This window comes from Actinobacillus succinogenes 130Z, assembly GCF_000017245.1.
GTDB classification, from domain to species: domain Bacteria; phylum Pseudomonadota; class Gammaproteobacteria; order Enterobacterales; family Pasteurellaceae; genus Exercitatus; species Exercitatus succinogenes.
This window is the reverse complement of sequence record NC_009655.1, coordinates 199567-225617: the sequence shown is the minus strand read 5'-3', so window position 1 is coordinate 225617 and position 26051 is coordinate 199567. Positions and strand designations below refer to the sequence as shown.

The following is a 26051-nucleotide window of genomic DNA, read 5'->3' as shown; positions in this document are numbered from 1 at the left end:
GATAAGCGCGTCGTGAAACGGAAATTTAATTTTATGTATGACAAAACCACAGGTTTAACCCATTTGATTAACGCCGCCAAATACTCGTTACAAGGGCTACAAAGTGCGGTCAAAAACGAAGCGGCTTTTCGCCACGAATTGCTGCTCGGTGTCGTGTTTGTTCCTCTCGCTTTCTGGCTGGCGGACGACAAAACCGAGCTGGTATTGATGCTTGCTTCTTACTTTATCGTACTGATCGTAGAATTACTTAACAGTGCGCTGGAATGTACAGTAGATCGTATCGGTACCGAACGTCACGAATTGTCCGGTCGCGCGAAAGATCAGGGATCTGCCGCCGTCTTTGTTGCATTGGTGAATTTTGTGGTCACTTGGTCGGTTTTATTGATTTTTTAACAGGATATTTATGAAAAAGTTATTTACCCTTTCCATTATATGTGCGTTATTGACCGGTTGCGGCGTGAAAGGTCCGCTTTATCTGCCGGCGGATAATCAACCTGAACAAGACGCGCAGAAACAGACGCAACCGCAAATTCAAGAAGAACAAACCCAACAGCAATAGGATTTCAGAATGGATTTTTTCCACTATAAAAACCATAAACTTTACGCCGAAGATTGTGAGATTACTCAACTGGCGGAACAATTCGGCACGCCGCTTTACGTTTATTCAAAAGCCACATTGGAACGTCACTGGCACGCTTTTGACGACGCCTTCGGCGATTACCCCCATTTAATCTGTTTTGCTGTGAAATCCAATTCGAATATCGCCGTTTTACAAACTATGGCACGCTTGGGATCCGGATTCGACATCGTTTCCCAAGGCGAATTAGAACGCGTGCTGGCGGCAGGCGGCGATCCGGGCAAAGTGGTTTTTTCCGGCGTGGCGAAAACTGAAACGGAAATTACCCGCGCGCTGGAAGTCGGTATTCGTTGTTTTAACGTAGAAAGTATTCCGGAATTGTATCGGATTAACGAGGTTGCCGGTAAACTAGGAAAAATCGCACCGATTTCCCTGCGGGTAAATCCTGATGTGGATGCCCATACTCACCCTTATATTTCCACCGGTTTAAAAGAAAATAAATTCGGTGTCAGCGTCGATCAGGCGCGCGAAGTGTATCGACGGGCGGCCGAATTGCCGCATATCGCCGTCACCGGAATGGATTGCCATATCGGTTCCCAATTAACGGAATTGCAACCGTTTTTAGATGCGGCGGATCGTCTCGTGGTATTAATGGAACAGCTGAAACAGGACGGCGTTCAGTTAAAACACTTGGATTTAGGCGGCGGTTTGGGCGTGACTTATAGTAATGAAACGCCGCCTCATCCTACCGATTATGCAACGGCATTGTTACAGAAATTGCAGGCTTATAATCTTGAGATTATTCTTGAGCCTGGCCGTGCCATTTGTGCCAATGCCGGCGTGCTGGTAACAAAAGTGGAATATCTTAAATCCAACGAAACCCATAATTTTGCCATCGTCGATGCCGGTATGAACGATATGATTCGTCCCGCTTTGTACGAAGCTTACATGAATATCATCGAAGCCGACCGTACTTTGCCGCGTGCAAAAGCGGTTTATGACGTGGTGGGGCCTATCTGTGAAACCTCGGATTTCTTAGGCAAAAAACGCGAACTTGCAATTGCCGCCGGCGATTATTTAGTGCAACGTTCCGCCGGGGCATACGGCGCCAGTATGAGTTCGAACTATAACTCGCGTCCCCGTACCGCCGAAGTGATGGTAGACGGCGATAAAGCTTTTTTAATCCGCCGTCGCGAAAGTTACCAAAACCTTTGGCAATTAGAAAACCTATTACCGTAACAAGGAATTAACATGAAACTATATTATTTAAAAGGCGCCTGTTCGCTGGTTCCGCATATTGCTCTGGAGTGGATCGGTAAACCCTTTGAAGCCGTGGAAGTCAGCCATGAACAAATTAAATCGCCGGAGTATTTGGCGTTGAACCCGCAAGGCGTCGTGCCGTTATTACAGGACGGTGATTTTGTGTTGTCGCAAAACGTTGCGATTCTGAGCTATTTGGATGCGCTCTATCCGGATGCCAAATTATTCGGCAGCGTTACCGTGCAGGATAAAGCCAAGGCGATGAAATGGCTGGCATTTTGTAACGCCGATTTGCACAAAGCTTTCGGACCGGTATTCCGTCCGCCGGTTTATGCGCAAGGCGATGACGAATTATTGACCCGCATCCGCCAAACCGCCGGTCGGCAAATCCTGGATTTATTAGCCATTGCCGATGATTGTTTGGCTAAACAGATTTTCTTAGGCGAACGTATTTCCGTCGCCGATGCGTACCTTTACGTAGAATTGCGTTGGTGCAAAGGTTTGGGATTGGATTACGGTCACTTACGCAACCTCGAAGCTTTTTACCGACGGGTAAGTGAAAATGTCGGAGTACAGGCCGCATTAAAAGCTCAGGGACTACCGGTTTAAGCGGGTTAAAAATACACTTAAAAACGACCGCACTTTAATTCCATCGTAAAATCGAATATCGAACCGACGAAGTTAAGGGGCGGAAGTTACGGGATAATATTCTTTTATACCGTTGGTTAAAGCGCGTAACGTCTCGGTGGGAAAAATAAATTCAAAAACTTAGGGTTCGTTTATTTTGTATAAACGAACCCTAAGTTTTGTATTAAAGGAAGCTTAATTTTCGAGTTAACTTTATTCTGTCTGCTGAAGTTTATAAACCGGCTCGGTTAGGTAATGGTTGTTTCGTAATAATAGTTTTCCGCCAAACCGTAAGTTTCACGGTATTCAATAATACTGCCGTCCAGACCTTTGGCGGTGCGGCGGATACGGACGACGGCTTTTTCCCGGTTGTCGGTTAAATACGGGTCGCTGTAGTTTAATAAAAAGTTCATTTGCTCTTTGGCCGAGATAACCATTTGCCCGCAGTGTTCAAAGTAGAACGGATAGAGCAGGCTGGGAAATTGCGCTAAAGATAAATCGAGAAAACTGCCGAAACGTTCTTCCGACAACCAAATCTTATCGCTTAGAATTACGGTATCCCCGTCCATGCGTACCCGTTCCAGATAAATAAGCGGTGCGTCCGGCGGCAAATCTAGAATTTTGTTGATTTCTTGATTCGGCGCAATACGTTTTACCGTTTTGACTATACCCGTAGGCGTGCTGACTTCACCCTTTTCGTCCCGAGAGGGATAAAAACGGATCATGGAGGATTTAATGAATGCCGGATGTTTTAAAAATGTGCCCTTCCCCTGGTGTTTGATTAACACGCCTTCTTCAACCAGCCCCTCAACCGCTTTACGGATGGTCCCGATAGATACGCCGTATTCGTTAGCGAGTTCTTGTTCGCTCGGGATGGCTTTATCAAATAACCAGTTTTCTTCAGCCAAAAATTGTTGCAGTCGATATTTTATCTGAATATAACGTGGCATTCTGCTCGCTTGAGCATAATTAATGTCATAACTTTGTAACATGAATTAACCTTAAAAAATGTGTTGACATACCTGAAAAAAGGTATTAACGTGACCAACATATAGTCATATATATGTTTTATTGATTCCTTTGCCTTTATTTTATATTGGAGTGAACATTATGTCTAATTTCTTAGCTCAATATCAATCACATGTTGATGAACGCGCTGCATTGGGAATTGTTCCGAAACCGTTAGATGCGGAACAGACCGGACAGCTTGTCGAGTTACTCAAAAATCCGGTAGTCGGAAGGGAAAGCGAATTACTTTCGTTATTTGAAAACCGCATACCTGCGGGTGTCGATGATGCCGCTAAGGTCAAAGCCGAATTTTTGACAGAAATCGTGAATGGTCGGGAATCCAGCCCGTTAATTTCACCGGAACATGCGGTAGAATTACTCGGAACCATGAGCGGCGGATACAATGTTCAACCGTTAATAGATTTACTGGATAATGCCAGATTCGCTCCGCTTGCCGTCAAAGCCCTTTCTTTTACCCTCTTGATTTTTGATAACTTCAACGCCGTTGCCGAAAAAGCGAAACAAGGCAATACGTTCGCCGAACAGGTATTGCAATCCTGGGCGGACGCCGAATGGTTTACTTCCCGTCCGAAATTAGCCGATAAAATCACACTCACGGTTTTTAAAGTATTAGGCGAAACCAATACCGATGATCTTTCTCCTGCGCAGGAAGCCTGGTGTCGTTCGGATATTCCGCTGCATGCCAATGCCATGTTAAAAATGCCTCGTGAGGGAATCGAACCGGATCAACCGGGATCTGTCGGTCCGTTAAAACAGCTTGCCGCATTAAAATCGAAAGGTTTTCCGCTGGTTTATGTAGGGGATGTGGTCGGTACCGGTTCGTCCCGTAAATCCGCAACGAATTCCGTGCTGTGGCATATGGGGGACGATATTCCGTTTATTCCGAATAAACGGACCGGCGGTTTCGTATTCGGCGGTAAGATTGCCCCGATTTTCTTTAATACGGCGGAAGATTCCGGCGCATTACCGCTGGAATTAGATGTTACCGCACTGAATATGGGGGATGTGATCGACGTTTATCCGTACGAACGGAAAATCTGTAAACATGGCTGTCAGGAAGTACTCGCAACTTTCAATTATAAAACCGAAGGATTGTTGGACGAAGTCCGTGCCGGCGGCCGTATTCCGTTGATTATCGGACGCAGTTTAACCGCCAAAGCCCGGGCCGAACTCGGGTTGCCTGAAAGCGATGTATTCGTCAAGGCACCGGAGATGCCTGATACGGGTAAAGGTTTTACCCTTGCCCAGAAAATGGTAGGCAAAGCCTGTGGCGTAGACGGCGTGCGTGCCGGTCAATATTGCGAACCCTTTATGGCTTCTGTGGGATCGCAGGATACGACGGGAACGATGACGCGGGATGAATTAAAAGATTTAGCCTGTTTAAAATTCTCTGCTCCGTTGGTTATGCAGTCGTTCTGCCATACTGCGCCTTATCCGAAACCAAGCGATGTGGTAACCCATAAAACGCTGCCCGAATTTATCACCAGCCGCGGCGGTATCGCACTGCGTCCGGGCGACGGTGTTATCCATTCCTGGTTAAACCGCATGTTGTTACCGTTCACGGTAGGAACCGGCGGTGACTCGCATACCCGTTTTCCTATCGGTATTTCGTTCCCTGCGGGATCGGGGTTGGTCGCATTTGCCGCCGCAACGGGTATTATGCCGTTAGATATGCCGGAATCCGTATTAGTGCGTTTCACCGGAAGCATGCAAAAAGGCATTACTTTACGTGATTTGGTACATGCCATTCCGTATTTTGCCATCAAGCAAGGCCTATTAACCGTTGAAAAAGAGAACAAGAAAAACGTGTTCTCCGGTCGGATTCTGGAGATCGAAGGGTTAGAAACGCTAACCGCCGAACAGGCGTTCGAATTGGCGGATGCGACGGCGGAACGTTCGGCCGCCGCATGTACGGTGAAATTGAACGAAAGTTCTATTGCCGAATATCTTCGTTCCAATATCGTATTATTGAAAAGCATGATTGCCGACGGTTATAGCGATGCGAAAGCACTGGAGAACCGTGTAAAGGCAATGGAAGAATGGTTGGCGAATCCGGAAATGCTGGAAGCGGATGCCGACGCCGAATACGCGGCGGTGCTCGATATCAACATGGACGAAATCAAAGAACCGATTCTCTGCGTACCGAACGACCCGGACGATGCCCGCTTATTATCCGAAGTACAGGGCAATAAAATTGACGAAGTCTTCATCGGTTCCTGTATGACAAATATCGGACACTTCCGTGCGGCGGGTAAATTACTCGGCGAATTAAACGGCGAACTCAATACCCGTTTATGGCTTGCTCCGCCGACCAAAATGGACGCGGCGAAATTATCGGAAGAAGGTTATTATAATATCTACGGACGCACCGGCGCGCGGACGGAAATGCCGGGATGTTCGCTCTGTATGGGTAACCAAGCCCGTGTACGCCCTAATTCTTCCGTGGTATCCACCTCAACCCGAAACTTCCCGAACCGTTTGGGGCAAGGGGCGCAGGTTTACCTGGCTTCTGCGGAACTGGCCGCCGTCGCCGCAATTCTCGGTCGCCTGCCGACATCGGAAGAGTACTTCAATGCCGTAGCGGATTTGAATAGCCGAAAAGACGAGGTTTACCGTTATCTTAACTTCGATCGGTTACCGAGCTATATCGAAAAAGCCGGGCAGGTTATTTTTCAAACCGGAGCTTAATTGCAAAAACGGATGTCACAATGACGTCCGTTTTTATTTGTGAAAAATAAAAGTCCCTAATAGAATAAAAGTGCGGTCAATATTTTGCGTATTTTTTCATGTCGTCATAAACAAAAAGAGTTGGTTTCACCAACTCTTTTCTCATGACTCGGATAATCGTTAAATTATTTCAACAAGGTTTCATCGTAGAACACTTCGCCGATCATTAACGGGCGGGCGGTACGTACTAAAGCGGCGCGGGTGAATTTATAGCTGTTACCGTCCGGTTCACACACAATGTCTACACTGATAAAACCGGAAGGATGTTCGATAGTTACCACGCTACCCGTGTCTTTATACAATGCGGAAGCCACCGTACCTTCGATTTTTGAGGCCGCCGATACGCAAATGGAACCGGTTACCGCATGACTTGCATGGCACTTATCCGGTACGAAATAGCGGGACGTAATGTTGCCTTTGCCTGCCGGTGCGGAAAGAATACCCATTTTCGGAATCACTTTTTCCGACACGTCGCCCAGTCCCATCATTTCCCCCGCTTTACGGCGAATGGGTTCGATAATGTCAAACAGCGCTTTATCGGCATCCAGTTCGGCTTTACTTTCTTTACCGGTTAACCCCAAATCCGCCGCATTAAATAACACCATCGGCATAGCGACATCAATGCAGGTCACATTATAGCCGTTGATATTATCCTGTTTATTGCCGGTCGGAAAAATTTTACCGGTTTTCGCCCCTTCGATTTGACTGAAATTCAGATTTACCGGAGAACCGGAGCCCGGCACGCCGGACACTTCCGCCGTGCCGTCGAATTTCAATTGTTTGTTCGGGGTTTCCGCCGACACTTCAATAATACTGTTGGTATTAACGTTGTTTACCACTACTGTGGTTATGCCGTCCTGTAGTTCGATTAACCCTTTTTCACTGGCGAAACACACGATACCGGACAAAATGTTGCCGCACGAAGGTGCGGTATCCACCACTTTTTTGTCAATTCCCACCTGGGCGAAAAGATAATCCAAATCGACGCCCTCTTTATCGGATTTTGACACAATGGCGACTTTGCTGGTTACGCTGGTGGCTCCGCCCAGTCCGTTAATCTGGGTGGCGTCGCCGGAACCCATCACTGTCATCAGAAATTTATCCCGCTCCCCAATATCGGCCGGCAAATCTTGTTTCAGAAAATACAGACCTTTGGACGTACCACCGCGAATAATCATACAAGGAATACGTTTCATCATATTCTCCTTTTAAAAAAACAATGGAAAAAAGCACCGCACTTCATTATTCGGAAAGGTTAGCGAGAACTTCCCGGATAAACGGAATGAAGCCGGTGCGAAGTCAGTTAACCGAAGAAGTTCATGTTTTCAAGGATTGACCACCAACCGAAACCGATAGTTACATGAATAAGCAATGTAATCACGGCACAAACACCGCCGGTAATCCAGAACGATTTCAAATCATGGTAACCCAAACCGTAAATCACCGCCGCCGGCGCCGAACCGTAGTGCGTTACCATACTGCCGTAGCTGTTTGAAAATAACAATCCCAACGCCAGGAATAACGGATCCGCCCCCGCAGCAATTCCCACGGCGGAGAAAACCGGCACCATAGACGCCACATAAGCGGCACCCGATGCGAACAGGTAACGTACGGCAACGCTGAGAATTAGTATAAAGACGGTAATCATCAACGGACTGTTTTCACTCGCCGGAATAAGCGTACTCATGGTGACGGATAACCATTCGAAAAAATTCGCCTGTTTCAATGTCGCCGCGATACCCAACAAGCCGCCGTACCAGGTCAAGGTCGTCCAGCCGCCTCTGTTTTTAAGCATATCCTCCCATGTCAGTACGGAAGTGAGAATAATCAATGCCATTGCCGAAATTGCCACAGTAAATTCGGCAATGTGCAGGACACCGGAAAATACCCAACCTAAAATTGCACTGATAAACAGCACTGCAAGGATTTTTTCTTTGGTTTTCATCGGCCCCATTTCTTCCAAACCTTTGCGGGCAATTTCTTTGTTATCCACCTCTTTCAATTCGGGTTTGTAAAGTACATAGACCACAAACGGCATTAACAGTAAGGCGATGAAGCCCGGTACGCAAGCGGCGATAAACCATTGCGTCCAATTCACATCAATATGCAGAATCGGGCGCATTAACTCCAACGCCACCGCATTCGGCGCCATCCCGGTTAAAGTGATATAACCGGTTGTCTTCACCACCATATAGGTATTCAACAATAAGTAGTGACCTACTCTGCGCGGCGATTTAAACGGTTCCGAACCGAGCGACACGGCGATAGACTGCATAATCGGCGCCATAATACCGCCGCCGCGTGCCGTAGTGGACGGCATAGCCGGGGAAATCAATAAATCCAATAAGGCATTTACATAACCCAGACGTAATGTGGTGCTACCGAAAGCGCCGATCATTTTATAGGCGATACGACGCCCCAAACCCGTTTGTACGAAAGCGGCGCTCATAGCGAAAGCGGCGAATACCAACCAGGTTGTGCCTGATTTATAGCCGTCCAATACCACGGACTGTTTCAACGCCACTTTTGTACCGTTTACGGTTTCCGCCGGCGTGTTGCCAATCATAATGGCGGAAATCGCGACCGCCGCCAATAAAATCGGCGGAGCCGGGAAGGGTTTCAGAATTAAAGCGATAATGGTACCGATATATACCCCCAGCACATGCCACCCGATCAATGACAAGCCTTCGGGTGCGGGGAAAATATAGGTTAAGATTGGAAATGCCAGAATGATGGCATAATGAATGAGTTTTTTGTCCATAAAGAGACTCCCACAGTTAAAAAATAATCTCAACTAGTCATATAGTTGACTAGTTTATGCATACTGTCAATGGGGTATTTACTTTTTTTAAGTTTTTGTGATTCAGATCACAAAACAGTCTAAATATGTGTAAAAAAATACATATCGATTAATGAATAAATTGTCGTTGCCGCCTGATATTTCTGTGAGAAATCCGGTCTGAAATGTTGAGATAATATTCGTATTATGAATCCCCCGCTTCAAACGTTTTATCCGTTTATTTCTATTATCACCTCCTATTTAATGAGCTAAAATATCGCCAAAAACTTCATTTTTTCTGACCGCACTTTATTTTTCGGTTTTGCAATTAATGGTAAACTAAACGGAATTTTTTGAGACAACCAAACAGGATACAGAATGCGTACGAGTCAATATTTATTTTCAACTCTAAAAGAAACCCCGAATGACGCTCAGGTGGTGAGTCATCAGCTGATGTTGCGGGCGGGCATGATTCGGTCGATGGCGTCCGGTTTATACAATTGGCTGCCGACGGGCGTTAAAGTGTTGAAAAAAGTAGAAAATATTATTCGCGAAGAAATGAATAAGGGCGGTGCCATTGAAGTGTTAATGCCGGTGGTGCAATCGGCGGAATTATGGCAGGAATCCGGCCGTTGGGAACAATACGGTCCCGAGCTGCTGCGTTTCAGCGATCGCGGCAATCGCGATTTCGTACTCGGCCCGACTCACGAAGAAGTGATTACCGATTTGGTGCGCCGCGAAGTGTCTTCGTACAAGCAGTTGCCGTTGAATTTATATCAGATTCAAACCAAATTCCGCGATGAAGTTCGTCCGCGTTTCGGTGTGATGCGCTCCCGCGAATTTGTGATGAAAGATGCTTATTCTTTCCACACCACGCAAGAAAGCCTGCAACAGACTTATGAGGTGATGTATCAGGTTTATACCAATATTTTTACCCGGTTAGGTTTGGATTTCCGTGCGGTACAGGCGGACACCGGGTCTATCGGCGGTTCCGCTTCACATGAATTCCAGGTGTTGGCGTCCAGCGGTGAAGACGACGTAGTGTTTTCTACCGAAAGCGATTTCGCCGCCAATATCGAACTGGCGGAAGCGATTGCCGTGGGCGAACGTCAGGCGCCGGGCAAAGCCATGGAACTGGTGGACACGCCGAATGCCAAAACCATTGCGGAATTAGTGGAACAGTTCAATCTGCCGATTGAAAAAACCGTGAAAACCCTGATTGTTAAAGGTGCGACGGAAGACGCGCCGTTGGTGGCGTTAATTATTCGCGGCGATCATGAGCTGAACGAAATTAAAGCGCAAAAACATCCGCTGGTGGCGGATCCTCTTGAATTTGCCGACGAAACGGAAATTAAAGCGAAAATCGGCGCGGGCGTGGGCTCGTTAGGGCCGGTTAATCTGAATATTCCGGCGATTATCGACCGTTCCGTCGCCTTAATGTCCGATTTCGGCGCCGGCGCCAATATCGACGGCAAACATTATTTCAACATAAATTGGGAACGCGATGCGGCGATGCCGGAAGCGTTCGATCTGCGTAATGTGGCGGAAGGCGATCCGAGTCCGGACGGCAAAGGTACGCTACAAATCAAACGCGGTATCGAAGTGGGACATATTTTCCAGCTGGGCAAAAAATATTCTGAAGCCATGAACGCTACGGTGCAGGGAGAAGACGGCAAACCGTTGGTAATGACCATGGGTTGTTACGGAATCGGCGTCACCCGCGTGGTGGCGGCGGCGATTGAACAGCATCATGACGAACGTGGAATTATCTGGCCGACGGACGAAATTGCACCGTTCACCGTGGCAATCGTGCCGATGAATATGCACAAATCCGAGAGCGTGCGGGCGTTTGCGGAAGAATTGTATCAAACCCTGAAAGCGCAAGGCGTGGATGTCATTTTTGATGACCGCAAAGAACGCCCGGGCGTGATGTTCGCGGATATGGAACTTATCGGTGTGCCGCATATGGTGGTGATCGGCGAGAAAAATCTCGATAAAGGCGAAATCGAGTATAAAAACCGTCGAAACGGCGAAAAACAAATGATTGCTAAAGACCGGCTGCTGGCATTTTTAGCTGAAAACGTGAAAGCGTAATCCGTTAAAAATATAGAGAAAACCGACCGCACTTTTAGAGGACAAATCAAAGTGCGGTCGGTTTTTATGTATTGTTTTCTGCGCGCCAGCGGGCTAGTCGTGGGTCGCTCAATACGGTTTGAGTATCGCCGTAAGCCGTTACCTTACCGTTATCCATCAGGATGACCCGTTGAGCCAACGCCTTGATTTCTTCCGGACTGTGCGTGACATATAAAATCGGAATTCGGATTTCGCGGGAAAGGGTTTGCAGGTAGGCAAGCAGTTCCTGTTTACGCGGTAGATCCAGTGCGGACAGCGGTTCGTCCATCAGTAAAATCTCGGGGGCGGTCAACAATGCGCGTCCGATGGCGACCCGTTGTTTTTCACCCCCCGAAAGTGTGGCGGGGTAGCGTTTCAGCAAGGATGCGATGCCGAGCAAGTCCAAAACCTGCTGAAAATTCACCGCACTTTTCTTTTTCATACCGTAACATAAGTTACCTTTCACCGTGTAATGGGGAAATAGGCGCGCGTCTTGAAATACGTAACCGATATGGCGCTCGTTCGGTGCGAGATTGATGTGGCGTGCTGTGTCCGTCAGCGTTTTACCGTTCAGACGGACGAAACCGTAATCCGGCGTAAGCAACCCGCTAACCATGTTGATCAGCGACGTTTTGCCCGAGCCGGACAGACCGAAAACGGCGGTAACGCCCTGCGCCGGAATTTGCAGATTAGCTTCCAGTTGCAGTTCGCCCAGTGTTTTTTTGACGTTGATTTCCAGCATTATTCCCGTCCTAATTTGGATTGAGTACGTTTCGCCAGCCATTCCGACATCAGCAGCGAAACCAGCGAAATTACAATAGCGATAAGACAAAGTCTTGCCGCCGCACCTTCCGCATTGGGCGTTTCGATAAACGAATACATGGCGAGCGGAATAGTACGCGTTACTTCGGGGATATTGGATACAAAGGTGATGGTCGCGCCGAATTCGCCGAGAGAACGGGCGAAGCCCAAAATCACGCCGGCTAAAATGCCGGGAGAAGCCAAGGGCAGCGTTACGGTGAAAAAGGTGCGCCAGGCGGACGCACCGAGAGTACGCGCCGCCTGTTCCAATTTGACGTCAATGCTTTCAATGGCAAGACGGATGGCGCGAACGACCAGCGGAAAAGTCACGATCGCCGAGGCCAACGCCGCACCGTACCAGGAAAAGGAAAAACTGAAACCGAACCAGTCCAGCAGGAATTTGCCGATCACGCCGTTGCGTCCCATGGTAGTGAGCAATAAATAACCGATTACCACCGGTGGCAGCACCAACGGCAAATGAATAATACTGTTCAGCACTGATTTGCCCCAGAACCGGCAACGCGCCAGCAACCAGGCGGTGGCGATTGCCGGCGGCAGGCTGCATAAAATTGCCCAAAAAGCGACTTTTAAACTCAACCGGACGGCGTCGATTTCCGCTTGGGAAAGAGTAATATATTCAATCATATAACGAATTCGTACAGAAAAAACACGAGTTTACTCGCGTTTTTCATTTTATCTCGATTATTTACGGGCGATAGGCGGAACGAAGCCCAAGCCTAAATCCCAAGGTTGTTCGATCCAAGTGTCCTGCGGAATGTCGATAACGTAATCGTCCACTAACGGCGCACCTGCCGGTTTGGCGAAGACGGTAACGAATTTGGCTTTCGGGTACATGTTACGGATTTCTTTCGCCGTATTGCCGGTATCTACCAAATCGTCCACCACGATAAAGCCTTCGCCGTCCGTTTCGGCGGCATGGATAACCCGTAATTCGCCTTGCCGGTCGTGATCATAACTGGCGATACACACGGTTTCCACATGACGAATGCCGAGTTCGCGCGATAATACGGCCGCCGGGAACAAACCGCCGCGGCTTACCGCAATAATCCCTTTCCATTGTGAAGCGGGTAATAAACGTTCCGCCAGCTTACGGCTGTGCATTTGGAACATATCCCAGGTCACCACATATTTTTCGCTCATAATTTCTTCCTTTCGACCTCTTTAAAAATGGCGTAAGGATAACCCGAAACGGGTTTTTATGCTATCATTTTGCAACAAAGTGCGGTCGAAAATCCGCAAATTTTATAAAAAAGGAAGAAATATGTCAGAAATTCAAACATTACAGCCCGCAAGACTATGGCAATGGTTCGATAAAATTTGTGCGATTCCGCATCCGTCCTATCACGAAGACGCATTGGCGGAATTCATTGTGAACTGGGCGAAAGGGAAAAATTTGTTTGCGGAACGGGATGAAGCGGGCAATGTGCTGATTCGCAAAGCCGCGACCCAAGGCATGGAGAACCGCCCGTCGGTAGCGTTACAGGCGCATCTGGATATGGTGCCGCAGGCGAATGAATCCACCCGTCACGATTTTCTGAAAGATCCGATCTTACCCCGCATTGAAGGCGATTGGGTGTATGCCGCCGGTACCACGCTGGGGGCGGATAACGGTATCGGTATGGCGTCGTCGTTAGCGGTGCTGGACAGCGACGATTTGGCGCATCCCGAACTGGAGGTTTTGCTCACCATGACGGAAGAAGCGGGCATGGAAGGCGCACTGGGTTTGCGTGCGGGATGGTTACGCGCCAAAATGATGGTGAATACGGATACCGAAGAAAGCGGCGAAATCTATATCGGTTGTGCGGGCGGCGAGAATGCGGATTTCAGCCTGCCGGTGAATACCCAACCCAATAAATTTCCTCATTGCTTTGAGGTCGCGATTAAAGGATTGCGCGGCGGGCATTCCGGTTGCGACATTCACACCGGACGAGGCAATGCCATTAAATTATTAGGTGTATTTTTGACCGCACTTTCCTACGCGACCCAAGATTTTGCCATTGTAGATATACGCGGCGGTTCCGTGCGCAACGCCATTCCGCGCGAAGCTTTCGTTACCTTGGCATTGGACGACGCCGACGCACTGAATCGGGTGGCGGAAAATTTCAAAGCGCATTTGAAAGCGGAATTAACGGAAGATCCGAATGCGCAAGTGTTGCTGAACAAAGTGGCGTTACCGCAACAAACCTTCGATACCGCCAGCAGTCAAACCGTGACACATGTGCTGAATGCGCTGCCGAACGGTGTCGTGAAATTCAGCGATACCGTTAAAGACGTGGTGGAAACCTCATTAAGTATCGGCGTATTAAATATGAAAAACGGCGCGTTACACGGCACGATTTTGTTGCGTTCGTTGATTGAACACGGTACCGATGAAGTGAAAGCGGAACTCGTCGCATTGGCGCAGCAAAGTGGCGGCGATGTCGCCTATTCCGGTTACTATCCGGGTTGGGAACCGCATCCGGATAGCGATATGTTGACATTGACCAAACAGGCGTATGCGCAGGTTATAGGCGAAGAACCGAAAGTCAAAGTGATTCACGCAGGTTTGGAATGCGGACTGCTGAAAAAAATCTATCCGGAATTGGACGTGGTGTCTATCGGCCCGACCATCCGTAACGCCCATTCGCCGGACGAATGCGTGCATATCCCTGCGGTACAGACCTACTGGTCGGTGTTAACACAAGTGTTAGCCGGTATTAAGGAGAAATAATTCGAATATTATTTTCGTAAAGTGCGGTCAAAAAATATGATGTTTTTCACGAGAAAATTATCAGAAATTTGACCGCACTTTTGTGAGAGTTGGAACAGAACAGTATGAGAACAATGGCAGTTCATTATCTATAGAAGATGAAAACTAAAATTATTAATTAGTTTCTTTTGCTGGTATTGCATCAGATTCAAATAATTACCGTTTTTACTGTTTTCTGAACCTTTTTACTATAATAATCTATTAATGCTGTGGTGATATTCTTATTTGCAAGGTAATTGGCGTTATTTGAATGAAATATTCACTCTGGAGAAGAATATTAGGCTTCTTCGGGATTGTTATATTTTTTTGATTTGAGTTATACTTCTTAATAATTATCAGGGCGAGTGAAAAGTCTTTTGGGTGAGATGATCCACTAGGTTCATTATCTCATCGTCATTTCTGACACCTTGATTCTAGCATTTTATTTTTTATAAGGTATTTAGTATGAATCAGTCATTATTATCTTCATTTGGCACATCGGAAGAGCGTGTTATCAAGGCTATTGAAGCATTTAAACAAGGTAATGGTGTTCTTGTCTTGGATAACGAAGACCGTGAGAATGAAGGTGATTTGATTTTTCCAGCAGAAACAATCACTCCAGAACAAATGGCAATTTTAATTCGCTATGGTAGTGGAATTACCTGTTTGTGTATTACAGATGAATTATGTAAGCAGCTTGATCTACCACCAATGGTTCAATGTAATACGAGTGTAAATAAAACTGCATTTACTGTAACAATAGAAGCTGCCAGTGGTGTATCTACTGGAGTGTCGGCATCAGATCGTGTGACTACTATTAAAGCAGCGATCTCAGTTGGAGCCAAACCAGAAGATTTACATCGACCGGGGCATGTTTTTCCATTATGTGCTGTTGAGGGCGGAGTGCTTGCCCGTGGAGGGCATACTGAAGCTGCAGTTGATTTAGCGCGTTTATCAGGTTACCGAGAGGCAGGCGTTATTTGTGAAATTACAAATGATGATGGTACGATGGCAAGAACACCGGAATTAGTGGAATTTGTAAAAAAATTTGGATATGCCATAGTAACAATCGAAGATATTATCGGGTATCGTAAAAAATATGATTGTTAGAGTGGTTAATTGGATTGTATATATTTACTCAATTCTCTAAATAGCAGCATATTGAAAATATACTGCTATTTTTTAATGGTTAAGATAAATGGAGAATGTTATGGCAATGTTGGATGAGAAACGGCTGTTGGCAAAGATTGCAAAGCTATATTACGATGAGAAAATGAAGCAAACAGATATTGCTAAGAGTTTGAATTTGTCACAATCTTTTATTTCTCGCTCTTTAACAAAATGCATTGCCGAAGGCATTGTTCAAATTAATGTTATCCCTCCCCCAAATATTTTTTTAGATCTCGAGCAAATTTTACAAAAGCGGTTTGCTCTTTCTCAGGTTATTATCGTTGATTCTGATGAACATGATAATGAAGAACAAATTCAGAGAGCTATTGGTTCTGCTGCTGCATATTACCTGCAAGTTACATCTCAACCAAACCAACTAATAGGGATTTCTGCTTGGAGTGATACGATTCGAGCCATGGTAGATACGATGATGCCATTAAATATAAAAGCAAAAGGTGTCGTACAACTTTTGGGTGGCGTTGGTATTAATGGGAATGTGCAGGCTAATTTATCAACTTACACACTTGCTCAAAAATTGAATTGTCCTGCTTATTTATTGCCTTCGCAAAATATTTCTTCTACAGATGAAGTAAGTTATAAGAATGAGTTATTAAAAAATCCTGAGGTTGCACAGGTGATAGAGTTATTTGATACGATTGATTGTGCGATTATTGGTATCGGACGATTGGAACCCTCAGCTTCATTAAAGAAATCAGGTATTTATTATAATTCTTGTATGAAAGAAAAATTAAAATCGAAAGGTGCTGTTGGTGATATTTGCTTACATTATTTTAATAATGATGGCACCCCCGTATTGAGCAATATGGAAGATCCTGCAATTGGCATTGATTTAGAAAAATTAAAGAAATGTCCAAAAGTGATTGCTTTGGCGGGGGGTATTGAAAAAGCAGAAGCCATCAAAGCAGCACTTATCGGTGGTTATATTGATATTTTAGTCATCGATAAGCTCACGGCTCAATTATTATTACAGTAAGTAATAGGCGCAAATCCATTTCATATTTTTTGTGATCAATATCGCATTTTTAATATTCTCTATTAGACAGTTTTTTGTTTTTTATTTATATTCCTTATTGAGTATATATTCATATTTGAATAAATATTCAATAAGGAGATCTCAATGAAATTACTCAAAGCTAGTCTTGTGGCATTATCTTTAGCTGCATCAACATTTGTTTATGCAGATAATGGATTAATTGCAATCATTACTCCATCTCATGATAACCCATTCTTTAAAGCTGAAGCAGACGGTGCGAAACAAAAAGCAGAAGAGCTGGGCTATACAACATTGGTTGCCTCACATGATGATGATGCCAACAAACAAGATCAATTAATCTCAACTGCAGTTTCACGTAAAGCTAAAGCAATTATTCTTGATAACGCTGGTTCTGATGTAACTGTTGGGGCATTAGAAAAAGCGAAAGCAGCAGGAGTTCCAGCATTTTTAATCGATCGTGAAATTAATAAAACAGGTGTTGCTGTTTCGCAAATCGTTTCAAATAACTATCAAGGTGCACAATTAAGTGCAGAAAAATTCGTTGAATTAATGGGCGAAAAAGGTCAATACGTTGAATTGCTTGGTCGTGAATCAGATACTAATGCCTCTGTTCGTTCTCAAGGCTTCCATGAAATCATTGATGAATACCCAGAAATGAAAATGGTTGCTCAACAAACTGCAAACTGGAGCCAAACAGAAGGTTTCAGCCGTATGGAATCTATTTTACAAGCTAATCCAAATATTAAAGGTGTCATTTCTGGTAACGATACTATGGCATTAGGTGCGGAAGCCGCATTAAAAGCTGCAGGTCGTACGGATGTGATTGTGGTAGGTTTTGATGGAAGCGACTATGTGAGAGATTCAATCTTAGCGGGTGGCAATATTAAAGCAACAGCTTTGCAACCGGCTTGGGATCAAGCGCAAGAAGCTGTTGTTCAAGCTGATAAATATATTCGCACAGGTTCTACTGGTAAAGAAGAAAAACAATTAATGGATTGTATTCTTATTGATAGTAGCAATGCGAAAAAATTAAATAAATTTTCATTAAGCAAGTAACATTTCATATTCGGGGATTTTGCTAAGTAAAATCCCCGCCTTATACAGGAGGCATTATGTTTTCATGTCAACATTTGAAATCAAGTCTTTTAATTGTGCTTACAAGTTTGGCTGTTGCCGGATGTGAAGTTGTTGAACTAGATAGTGCTGGCAAACCTATTATTCCAATGTCGGCAGAGGAAGCGGCATCCTTAGCGAATATGGATCCAAAAGATGTTGTTACTAAAATGTGGACTGATATTGTTCAGGATGCTCAGAAAGCACCAATTTCACTCGAATCCCTTGAAAATAAAAAAGAAAATGATAAAAGTTATTTCGTGAGATTCTCTGGGGTTGTTGAACAAGTTGAAGTTAAATCTAAATTTATTACAGTAAGTGTTAATACTGGTAACGAGATTATTCCTATTCAAGTGGGGTCAATGATCAAAGGCAATGCTATTCGTGATGCTTCTTCATTGCTTTCTTTTGACCAATTTAAAAACCAAATTCAATATTCTAAGTTAGCTAAAGAACTTAATAAAAGTGCGGTCCAAAATTTAGTTAAATTAGATGATAGCAGTGTTGGAAAAAAAGTTGATGTGTTATCTGCATTAACAATTAAAGGTGACAATATTCAGAACGTTGTTCCATTAGACATTAAAATTGTTGAATAAGGAGCTATGTAATGAGTATAGAAACAAAAGATGTTGTTATGCGTGCTGAGAATATCTCAATGATATTCCCAGGTACAAAAGCGCTTGATAATGTGAGTTATAACGTTTATCGCGGCGCTGTTAATGTAATCATTGGAGAAAATGGTGCAGGTAAATCAACATTAATGAAAATTCTTGCAGGTGTACAGCAACCAACTCTTGGTGATTTGTATATCAATGGTGAGAAAGTTCATATTACTGATACGCGTAGTGCAGCCGCTCATGGTATTGGTATGGTACACCAGGAATTGAATTTATCTGAAAATCTCTCTGTCGCAGAAAATATTTTCTTAGGTCGCGAACTTCAATCAGGATTATTACCAATTGACAATAATGCTCAATACGAAGCATCAAAAGAATTGCTCAAACGTTTAAAACAAGATATTGATCCAAATGAAATTGTTTCAAATTTAAAAGTTGGACAAAAACAACTCATTGAAATTGCAAAAGCATTAGCAGGCAAAATTGATATTTTGATTTTAGATGAACCGACCTCTGCATTGAGTAAAACTGAAGTACAGATTTTGTTTGATGTGATTCGCGAACTTACAGCGCAAGGTGTTTCCATTATTTATATTTCGCACCGTTTGGAAGAATTAATGGAAATTGGTACTTATATCACTATATTGCGTGACGGAAAATTCCAGTCCGAGGCTGCAGTGAAAGATATTGACGTGCCTTGGATTGTGCGTGAAATGTTAGGTTCTGATCCTGTGACTGATTTTTTACCTGAAAATCGTGAATTTGGTGCAAAAATTCTGGAAGCAGAAAATATTACTTGTATCAATGAATCTGAAAATAAAGTGGTCAATGATGTGTCCTTTTCTTTACGAGCTGGTGAAATCGTTGGGATTTACGGTTTAATGGGAGCGGGACGTACAGAATTATTTGAATGTTTATTAGGACAAGCTGAATATTCAGGTCGTTTTTCATTAAACGGTATCATTATTAATGAAAATATTTCAACTACTAATCGGATAAAAATGGGATTGGGTTTGGTGCCGGAAGATCGTAAACGTTCAGGTATTTTCCCTGTTACTTCAGTAGGTAATAACCTCACTGTTTCTAGTTTATGGAAACGCTTGAAAAAACAATTTGTAATTTCTAAAGAAGATGAGGAGAAAGCCATCCAATCAACCATTAAAGAGCTTTCAATTAAAGTGTCTTCTCCTGAGGTAGAGATTCAAGCATTGAGTGGTGGTAACCAACAAAAAGTGGTTATTGGTCGTTCATTGTTAACTGAACCTAAGGTATTGTTACTCGATGAACCAACACGAGGCATTGATATTGGTGCTAAAGCCGATGTATTTGAGATGATGGTTAAACTTTCTCAACAAGGTATTGGTATTTTATTCTCAACATCAGATCTAAAAGAAATTATGGCAGTTTCAGACCGTATTTTGGTGATGTCTAATGGTAAATTAACCGCAGATGTGAAACGCTCTGAAACTAATGAAGCCGCTCTTGTTCTTGCAAGTGCAAAAGGATTCCAATAAGAAGTATTGTGGGGGACGTTATGTCTAAATCAGTATCATCAGGTAATTTAACATTATTACTTTTAAAATTAAGAACATTTATTGCATTAATTATTATTCTTGCATTCTTTACTTTTACTGTTGATGGTTTCTTAAATCCATCAAGTTTAATCATTATGATTAAACATATTTCGATTAATGCCTTGTTAGCATTGGGGATCACTTTTGTCATTATTACGGCAGGTATTGACTTATCCATTGGTGCGATTTTAGGCTTATGTGGTATGGTGGCCGGATATCTTATTTCTAAAGGTATTGTGTTGCCAATGTTTGGCATTGCGATTTTCCCGAGTGTGTGGGTAATTGTTCCGCTCGTCTTGTTACTCGGTGCAATACTCGGTGGGATTAATGGGTATATTATCACTCGTTACAATGTTGCACCGTTTATTTGTACATTAGGTACGATGTACATTATTCGTGGTGCAGCAATGTTAACCTCAAATGGTGAAACCTTCCCTGGTTTATCAGGTAATCCTCAATTAGGTAATACAGGTTTTGATATCATAGGAGCAGGCAGTTTGTTTGGTGTGCCTTATTCAATTTGGCTCATGTTTATTGTGGCGGGCTTAATTGCTTACACCGCAAAAAAATTGCCTTTTGGTCGTCATGTTTATGCGATTGGTGATAACGAAAGAGCAGCTGAGTTATCAGGTATTAAAGTAAATAATACAAAAGTTTGGGTGTATGTTATTTCTGGTTTGTGTGCTGCATTGGCGGGTATTGTGGTGACATCTCAATTAGTTGCCAGTCACCCAGCAACAGGTAATGCATTTGAAATGAATGCGATTGCAGCGGTTGTATTAGGTGGTACATCATTAGCAGGTGGTCGAGGTACTGTTGGCGGTACACTGATTGGTGCGTTTGTTATTGGTATTTTAGCTGATGGCTTGGTAATGATGGGGGTAAGTGAATTCTGGCAAATGGTGATTAAAGGTATTGTAATCATCGTGGCAGTGGTCATCGATCAAATGCAAAATAAATTGCAATATAAAGTTGCAGTGGCATCTCAAAAATCTTAGGTAGGATAACAATTTTTAAAAGCTGATTTAATTACAAATCAGCTTTTATTTTTTTATAGACTATTTTTTGTGATCTATATCTCATTTTGAGAAAGATCTTTTAGACAAACAATAAATTTAAGCATATAGTTATCTTGAATATATAGCCGACAAAGAATATTTATTCATTAAGGAGCAAGAAATGAACCCGTATAATTTGTCCTATGATGAGTTAGAAAAAAAAGCCAAAGCAATTCGTCGGAAAATCGTCGTATTAAATGCTAACAGTCCTGCTGGTGGTCATACAGGCGCAGATTTATCTCAAGTAGAAATCTTAACTTCATTGTACTTCCGTGTATTAAATAATGATCCAAAAGATTTAATTAACCCAGAGCGTGATATTTATATTCAGTCTAAAGGTCATGGTGCAGGTGGTTATTATTGCTGTTTAGCCGAGGCAGGCTATATTCCTGAAGACTGGTTACCAACCTATCAACATTCAGATTCAAAACTTCCAGGCCACCCAGTAAAACATAAAACACCTGGTGTGGAATTAAATACGGGGGCTTTAGGTCATGGTTTACCTGTGGCTGTCGGTTTAGCCATTGCCGCTAAAAAAAGCGGTAGTAAACGTAAAATCTATGTGTTAACGGGGGATGGCGAACTTGGCGAGGGTAGTAACTGGGAAGCTGCATTGACTGCGGCACAATATAAATTAGACAACCTTATTATTATTAATGATAAAAATAAATTACAACTTGCTGGTTTTACTAAAGATATTTTATGTACTGATCCATTAGATAAAAAATGGGAAGCGTTTGGTATGGAAGTGCATGAATGCCAAGGTAATGATATTCGTTCAGTCGTAGATACCTTAGAAAGCATTCAGCCAAATGGCAAACCACATGTAGTTATTGCTAATACTACGAAAGGTGCAGGTATTTCATTTATTGAAGGTCGTCCAGAATGGCATCACAAAGTACCGAAAGGCGATGAAGTTGAATTAGCATTAGAGGAGTTGAAAGATGAGTAACGCAGAACATTTAGCAAATATCATGGTGGAACGCTTTATAAGTGCGGTCAAAAATGGCGTAGATTTAGTTCCTGTAGTTGCTGATTCAACATCAACAGCAAAAATTGCTCCATTTATTAAAGAATTTCCAGATCGCTTAGTGAATGTTGGTATTGCTGAACAATCTTTGGTTGGTTGTGCTGCAGGGTTAGCTTTAGGTGGTAAGGTGGCTGTTACTTGTAATGCGGCACCATTCCTAATTTCACGAGCCAATGAGCAAGTGAAAGTGGATGTTTGCTACAACAACACAAATGTAAAACTCTTTGGATTAAATTCAGGTGCCAGCTATGGTCCATTAGCCAGCACGCACCACAGTATTGATGATATTGGAGTGATGCGTGGTTTTGGTAATATCCAGATCTTTGCGCCATCCAGTCCAAATGAATGTCGCCAAATAATTGATTATGCAATTAATTATGTCGGTCCAGTGTATATTCGCCTTGATGGTAAAGAATTACCAGAGATCCATAATGATGACTATGAGTTTGTTCCAGGTCAAATCGATGTATTACGGAAAGGGGGTAAAATTGCGTTAGTGGCTATGGGTTCTACAGTATATGAAATTGTAGATGCGGCAGTTAAATTAGCAGAAAAAGGCATTGAAGTCACCGTTGTAAATGTGCCTTCAATTCGCCCATGTGATACAGAGGCATTATTCAATGCAATTAAAGATTGTAAATATGTGATTAGTGTTGAAGAACATAATATTAACGGTGGTGTCGGTAGTCTAGTGGCTGAAGTGATTGCTGAACATGGTGCACCGATTACGTTAAAACGCCGAGGTATTGCGGATGGTGGTTATGCACTGGCAGGTGATAGAAAATCAATGCGTAAACACCATGGTATTGATGCGGATAGCATTGTGGACTTAGCCTTATCTTTAAACTAGATAGTTGGAGTTGTTATGAGCACGCCTTTTATTATCGCTATTGATGAAGGAACAACTAATGCAAAAGCCATTGCTGTAAGTATGAATGGAGAAATGCTTGCAAAGGGTAGTGTACCATTAAAATTAGCACATCCACAGCCAAGTTGGGCAGAGCAAGATCCTATGGAAATTTGGAATGCAGTCGAAAGTGCGGTCGAAATCTGTGTTAGTTCTTTGGCTAAAGAGGATATAAAAGGCGTTGCGATTAGTAACCAACGAGAATCTGTTTTAATTTGGGAGCGCGCTACAGGGAAACCGCTAACACCATTAGTGAGCTGGCAATGCCGGCGCACAGAGAGTTTATGCCAAGAAATTGCACAGCAACCTGCCGCGACAAAATTAAAAGAGATGACAGGTTCCGTGCTTGATCCGCTTTTCCCAGCCTCAAAAATCAAATGGTTATTAAGCCATTTAGAAAATGGCTTTGAACGCGCTCAGCGTGGTGAACTTTGTGTCGGGACGGTTGATGTCTGGCTGGTTTGGAAATTAACCAATGGAAAATCCTTTGTGACAGACCATTCTAATGCATCGCGTTATCAATTATTTAATTTACATACTGCAAGCTGGGATGATGAATTATTAAGTTTATTTGGTGTGCCAAAAGCCTGTTTACCTGACATTATGCCATCAAGTGGTTTACGTGGAGAAACCGAAAACTGCCGTAGTTTACCTAATGGTGTTCCAATTTTATCTCAAGCTGGGGATTCTCACGCAGCTTTGTATGGTCAATGTGGCTTTAACGATGGTGTGGTGAAAGCAACCTATGGTACAGGTAGTTCGTTGATGACCAAAACTAATGTTATTCCGACAGAAGATTTTGGTGTGAGTACGACAGTCGCATGGTATGACGATAAATTAGATTTTGCTTTGGAAGGCAATATCACGCATACAGGTTCTGCATTAGCTTTTGCAGCGCAAATATTGGGGATTGATTCAGTAAATACATTAAGTGAGCTGGCTCAATCTATTGATAACAATCAAGGGGTTTATTTTGTTCCTGCATTAGCAGGTTTAGGTGCGCCTTATTGGGACACCCAAGCACGTGGAATTATTTGTGGTTTAACCGATGCGGTAACGCCAGCGACTATCGCAAGAGCAGCGATGGAATCTGTTGCTTATCAAGTAGCAGATCTCTTCTTTGCCATGGAGAAAACTTTAGGAAAAAAATTAGAAACACTTTCTGTTGATGGTGGACCAACCAAAAACAAATGGCTTATGCAATTCCAAGCTGATTTATTACAACGACCTATTATCTGTGGGGAAATCGCCGAAGTGTCAGCATTTGGAGCAGCTTTTTTAGCAGGGAAAGCGCTTGGCTGGTGGAAAAATGATAAACAATTAAATGCATTACCGCGGAAAGTGGAGATTATTCAACCAAATCCAGCAACAGAAGTGATGAAAAATAACTATGGTGCTTGGCAAAGTGCGGTCAAAAAAGCAAGAATTTAATTCAACTTATGGAGTGATTAAAATGAGAAGAAAATTAGATAAAATGACCTTGGCGGTATTAATTGGTAACCGCGGTTTTTTCCCGAGTTATTTAGTGGGTGATGCACGACGTGATGCACAAAAAATTTTTGCAGAATTAGACATTAATACTATTATGCTTACTGAAGAACAAACCAACTATGGGGGAATTGAAACCTATTCAGATGCAAAAATTGCCGCGCAGTTATTAAAAGATCACAAAGATGAAATTAATGGTATTGTTGTTTTATTACCGAACTTTGGTGATGAAAAGGCGATGTCTGAAGCTATTCGTCAATCAGGTTTAAATGTCCCGATTTTAGTGCAAGCGGAAGATGATGAATTACACAAAATGGGCTTGGCGACACGCCGTGATAGTTTCTGTGGTAAAATTTCTCTTTGTAATAATTTAAGACAATTTGGTATTCCGTTTACTCTAACAACACAGCATACCTGTGCACTTACCAGTGATATATTTAAACAAGATTTAAAATCTTTTGAAGCTATCTGTCGAGTGGTAACAGCCATCCGCGGTTGTCGTATCGGGGCTATTGGTGCACGTCCAGCAGGTTTTAATACTGTAAGATATAGTGAAAAATTATTAGAGCGTTTAGGTATTACAGTAGAACCAATTGATTTGTCAGAGATTTTTGCTCGAGTAAATAATCTTACGGATAATGATCTTCGCATAGAGGAAAAACTTACATTGTTAAAAAACAATGCTGATGCATCACGTATTTCTGAAGATAAATTGCTGATGATGTCTAAACTTTTTGTTGTGATTAGCGAATGGATCATATCAAATGATATTGATACAACTGCTATTCAATGTTGGACCTCGTTACAAAATACTTTAGGTATTAATGTTTGTTCAATTATGAGTGTGATGTCTGGTCAATTAATGCCAAGCGCCTGTGAAGTGGATGTGATGGGGGCATTATCTATGTATGCACTATCGATTGCTTCAATGAAACCAGCATCTATTGCAGACTGGAATAATAATTTTGGCAATGATCGTGATAAATGTGTGATGTTCCACTGCGGTAATTATGCAACTGATGAATTAATTAATCCATTTATGGCAACAGCAGATATTATCGGTACAACCGTAGGTTGTGAGAATACCTGTGGAGCGATTAATGGTCGTATGAAAGCAGGTCCATTAACTTATTGCCGTATTTCGACAGATGAGTTTACTGGTAAAGTAAAAGCTTATGTCGGTGAAGGTAAATTCGTTGATGATGACTTAGATACTGTTGGTTGCCGTGCAGTGATTCAAGTGAAAGGTTTAGAAGACTTATTAGCTTACATTTGTAACAATGGTTTTGAGCATCACGTGGCGATGAACCATTCATCAACAGCGAAAGTATTGAATGAAGCATTTAATAAATATTTAGGTGTTGAGAGTTATTACCATAATAAATAACTAGTATAAGATGGTAGGAACTTAAGATATG

The 26051-nt window shown here is 43.2% G+C and carries 21 protein-coding genes and 2 pseudogenes; 17 read left to right on the top strand and 6 right to left on the bottom strand.

Going from position 1 to position 26051, the window contains the following annotated elements:
- Positions 1-33: 33 nt before the first annotated feature.
- The 4 genes and pseudogenes from ASUC_RS01005 (at position 34) to ASUC_RS00995 (ending at position 2446) form a co-directional block, all read left to right on the top strand.
- On the top strand, positions 34-393 hold the full coding sequence (locus ASUC_RS01005) for a diacylglycerol kinase (RefSeq protein ID WP_011978846.1): 360 nt from the start codon (positions 34-36) through the stop codon (positions 391-393).
- A 10-nt stretch (positions 394-403) separates the two neighbouring features.
- Positions 404-502: pseudogene (gene lptM, locus ASUC_RS11050) on the top strand (LPS translocon maturation chaperone LptM); the annotation flags it as partial.
- A gap of 66 nt (positions 503-568) precedes the next feature.
- A complete protein-coding gene (gene lysA, locus ASUC_RS01000) occupies positions 569-1816 on the top strand; it encodes a diaminopimelate decarboxylase (protein WP_011978844.1) in 1248 nt (415 codons plus the stop codon).
- A gap of 12 nt (positions 1817-1828) precedes the next feature.
- Entirely contained in the window at positions 1829-2446 is a 618-nt protein-coding gene (locus ASUC_RS00995; RefSeq protein ID WP_011978843.1) for a glutathione S-transferase family protein, read from the top strand.
- Between the two features lie 266 nt (positions 2447-2712).
- Here the strand turns inward: ASUC_RS00995 and ASUC_RS00990 are convergent, their stop codons facing one another.
- Complete coding sequence (locus ASUC_RS00990) at positions 2713-3456, bottom strand: GntR family transcriptional regulator (protein WP_011978842.1); 744 nt, start codon at positions 3454-3456, stop codon at positions 2713-2715.
- A 118-nt stretch (positions 3457-3574) separates the two neighbouring features.
- Between ASUC_RS00990 and acnB the strand changes: the two genes are divergently transcribed.
- Positions 3575-6181, top strand: a complete 2607-nt coding sequence (gene acnB, locus ASUC_RS00985) for a bifunctional aconitate hydratase 2/2-methylisocitrate dehydratase (RefSeq protein WP_011978841.1) — start codon at positions 3575-3577, stop codon at positions 6179-6181.
- A gap of 164 nt (positions 6182-6345) precedes the next feature.
- Here the strand turns inward: acnB and ASUC_RS00980 are convergent, their stop codons facing one another.
- Both ASUC_RS00980 and ASUC_RS00975 read right to left on the bottom strand, forming a co-directional pair.
- Positions 6346-7419 (bottom strand): 4-oxalomesaconate tautomerase, encoded by a 1074-nt coding sequence (locus ASUC_RS00980; protein WP_318248752.1) that lies wholly within the window; start codon positions 7417-7419, stop codon positions 6346-6348.
- A 104-nt stretch (positions 7420-7523) separates the two neighbouring features.
- Positions 7524-8981 (bottom strand): anion permease, encoded by a 1458-nt coding sequence (locus ASUC_RS00975; RefSeq protein ID WP_011978839.1) that lies wholly within the window; start codon positions 8979-8981, stop codon positions 7524-7526.
- A gap of 396 nt (positions 8982-9377) precedes the next feature.
- Here ASUC_RS00975 and proS point away from each other — a divergent pair, with 396 nt between their 5' ends.
- Positions 9378-11093 (top strand): proline--tRNA ligase, encoded by a 1716-nt coding sequence (gene proS, locus ASUC_RS00970; protein WP_011978838.1) that lies wholly within the window; start codon positions 9378-9380, stop codon positions 11091-11093.
- 73 nt (positions 11094-11166) lie between these two features.
- On the opposite strand, the pseudogene modC reads toward proS, so the two are convergent.
- The 3 genes and pseudogenes from modC to gpt all read right to left on the bottom strand — a co-directional run.
- A pseudogene (gene modC / locus ASUC_RS00965) lies at positions 11167-11853 on the bottom strand (molybdenum ABC transporter ATP-binding protein); the annotation flags it as partial.
- Entirely contained in the window at positions 11853-12557 is a 705-nt protein-coding gene (modB, locus tag ASUC_RS00960) for a molybdate ABC transporter permease subunit (RefSeq protein ID WP_011978836.1), read from the bottom strand. The gene modB and the pseudogene modC, both read right to left, overlap by 1 nt.
- A gap of 57 nt (positions 12558-12614) precedes the next feature.
- The gene (gpt, locus tag ASUC_RS00955; protein WP_011978835.1) at positions 12615-13073 is read right to left on the bottom strand and encodes a xanthine phosphoribosyltransferase; all 459 of its coding nucleotides are present in this window, start codon (positions 13071-13073) and stop codon (positions 12615-12617) included.
- Positions 13074-13194: 121 nt separating this feature from the next.
- On the opposite strand from gpt, the gene ASUC_RS00950 reads away from it, so the two are divergent.
- The 11 genes from ASUC_RS00950 (at position 13195) to ASUC_RS00900 (ending at position 26020) form a co-directional block, all read left to right on the top strand.
- On the top strand, positions 13195-14643 hold the full coding sequence (locus ASUC_RS00950; RefSeq protein WP_041834588.1) for an aminoacyl-histidine dipeptidase: 1449 nt from the start codon (positions 13195-13197) through the stop codon (positions 14641-14643).
- Positions 14644-15126: 483 nt separating this feature from the next.
- Entirely contained in the window at positions 15127-15771 is a 645-nt protein-coding gene (ribB, locus tag ASUC_RS00945) for a 3,4-dihydroxy-2-butanone-4-phosphate synthase (protein WP_011978833.1), read from the top strand.
- Between the two features lie 100 nt (positions 15772-15871).
- Entirely contained in the window at positions 15872-16825 is a 954-nt protein-coding gene (locus ASUC_RS00940; RefSeq protein WP_011978832.1) for a sugar-binding transcriptional regulator, read from the top strand.
- A gap of 144 nt (positions 16826-16969) precedes the next feature.
- Positions 16970-17902: a D-ribose ABC transporter substrate-binding protein gene (locus tag ASUC_RS00935; RefSeq protein WP_011978831.1), complete on the top strand. Its 933-nt coding sequence runs from the start codon at positions 16970-16972 to the stop codon at positions 17900-17902.
- Between the two features lie 56 nt (positions 17903-17958).
- Positions 17959-18555, top strand: coding sequence for a DUF2291 family protein (locus ASUC_RS00930; RefSeq protein WP_011978830.1), 597 nt, complete (start codon positions 17959-17961; stop codon positions 18553-18555).
- An 11-nt stretch (positions 18556-18566) separates the two neighbouring features.
- Positions 18567-20090, top strand: coding sequence for a sugar ABC transporter ATP-binding protein (locus tag ASUC_RS00925; protein ID WP_011978829.1), 1524 nt, complete (start codon positions 18567-18569; stop codon positions 20088-20090).
- A 20-nt stretch (positions 20091-20110) separates the two neighbouring features.
- Positions 20111-21148 (top strand): ABC transporter permease, encoded by a 1038-nt coding sequence (locus ASUC_RS00920; protein ID WP_011978828.1) that lies wholly within the window; start codon positions 20111-20113, stop codon positions 21146-21148.
- Positions 21149-21329: 181 nt separating this feature from the next.
- Positions 21330-22160, top strand: a complete 831-nt coding sequence (locus ASUC_RS00915; protein ID WP_011978827.1) for a transketolase — start codon at positions 21330-21332, stop codon at positions 22158-22160.
- Positions 22153-23088 (top strand): transketolase family protein, encoded by a 936-nt coding sequence (locus tag ASUC_RS00910; protein ID WP_011978826.1) that lies wholly within the window; start codon positions 22153-22155, stop codon positions 23086-23088. Before ASUC_RS00915 ends, ASUC_RS00910 begins: the two co-directional genes overlap by 8 nt.
- Before the next feature lie 15 nt (positions 23089-23103).
- Positions 23104-24576, top strand: coding sequence for an FGGY family carbohydrate kinase (locus tag ASUC_RS00905; RefSeq protein ID WP_011978825.1), 1473 nt, complete (start codon positions 23104-23106; stop codon positions 24574-24576).
- On the top strand, positions 24536-26020 hold the full coding sequence (locus tag ASUC_RS00900; RefSeq protein WP_198003514.1) for an L-fucose/L-arabinose isomerase family protein: 1485 nt from the start codon (positions 24536-24538) through the stop codon (positions 26018-26020). The genes ASUC_RS00905 and ASUC_RS00900 overlap by 41 nt, the downstream gene beginning before the upstream one ends.
- The last annotated feature ends 31 nt before the right edge of the window (positions 26021-26051 follow it).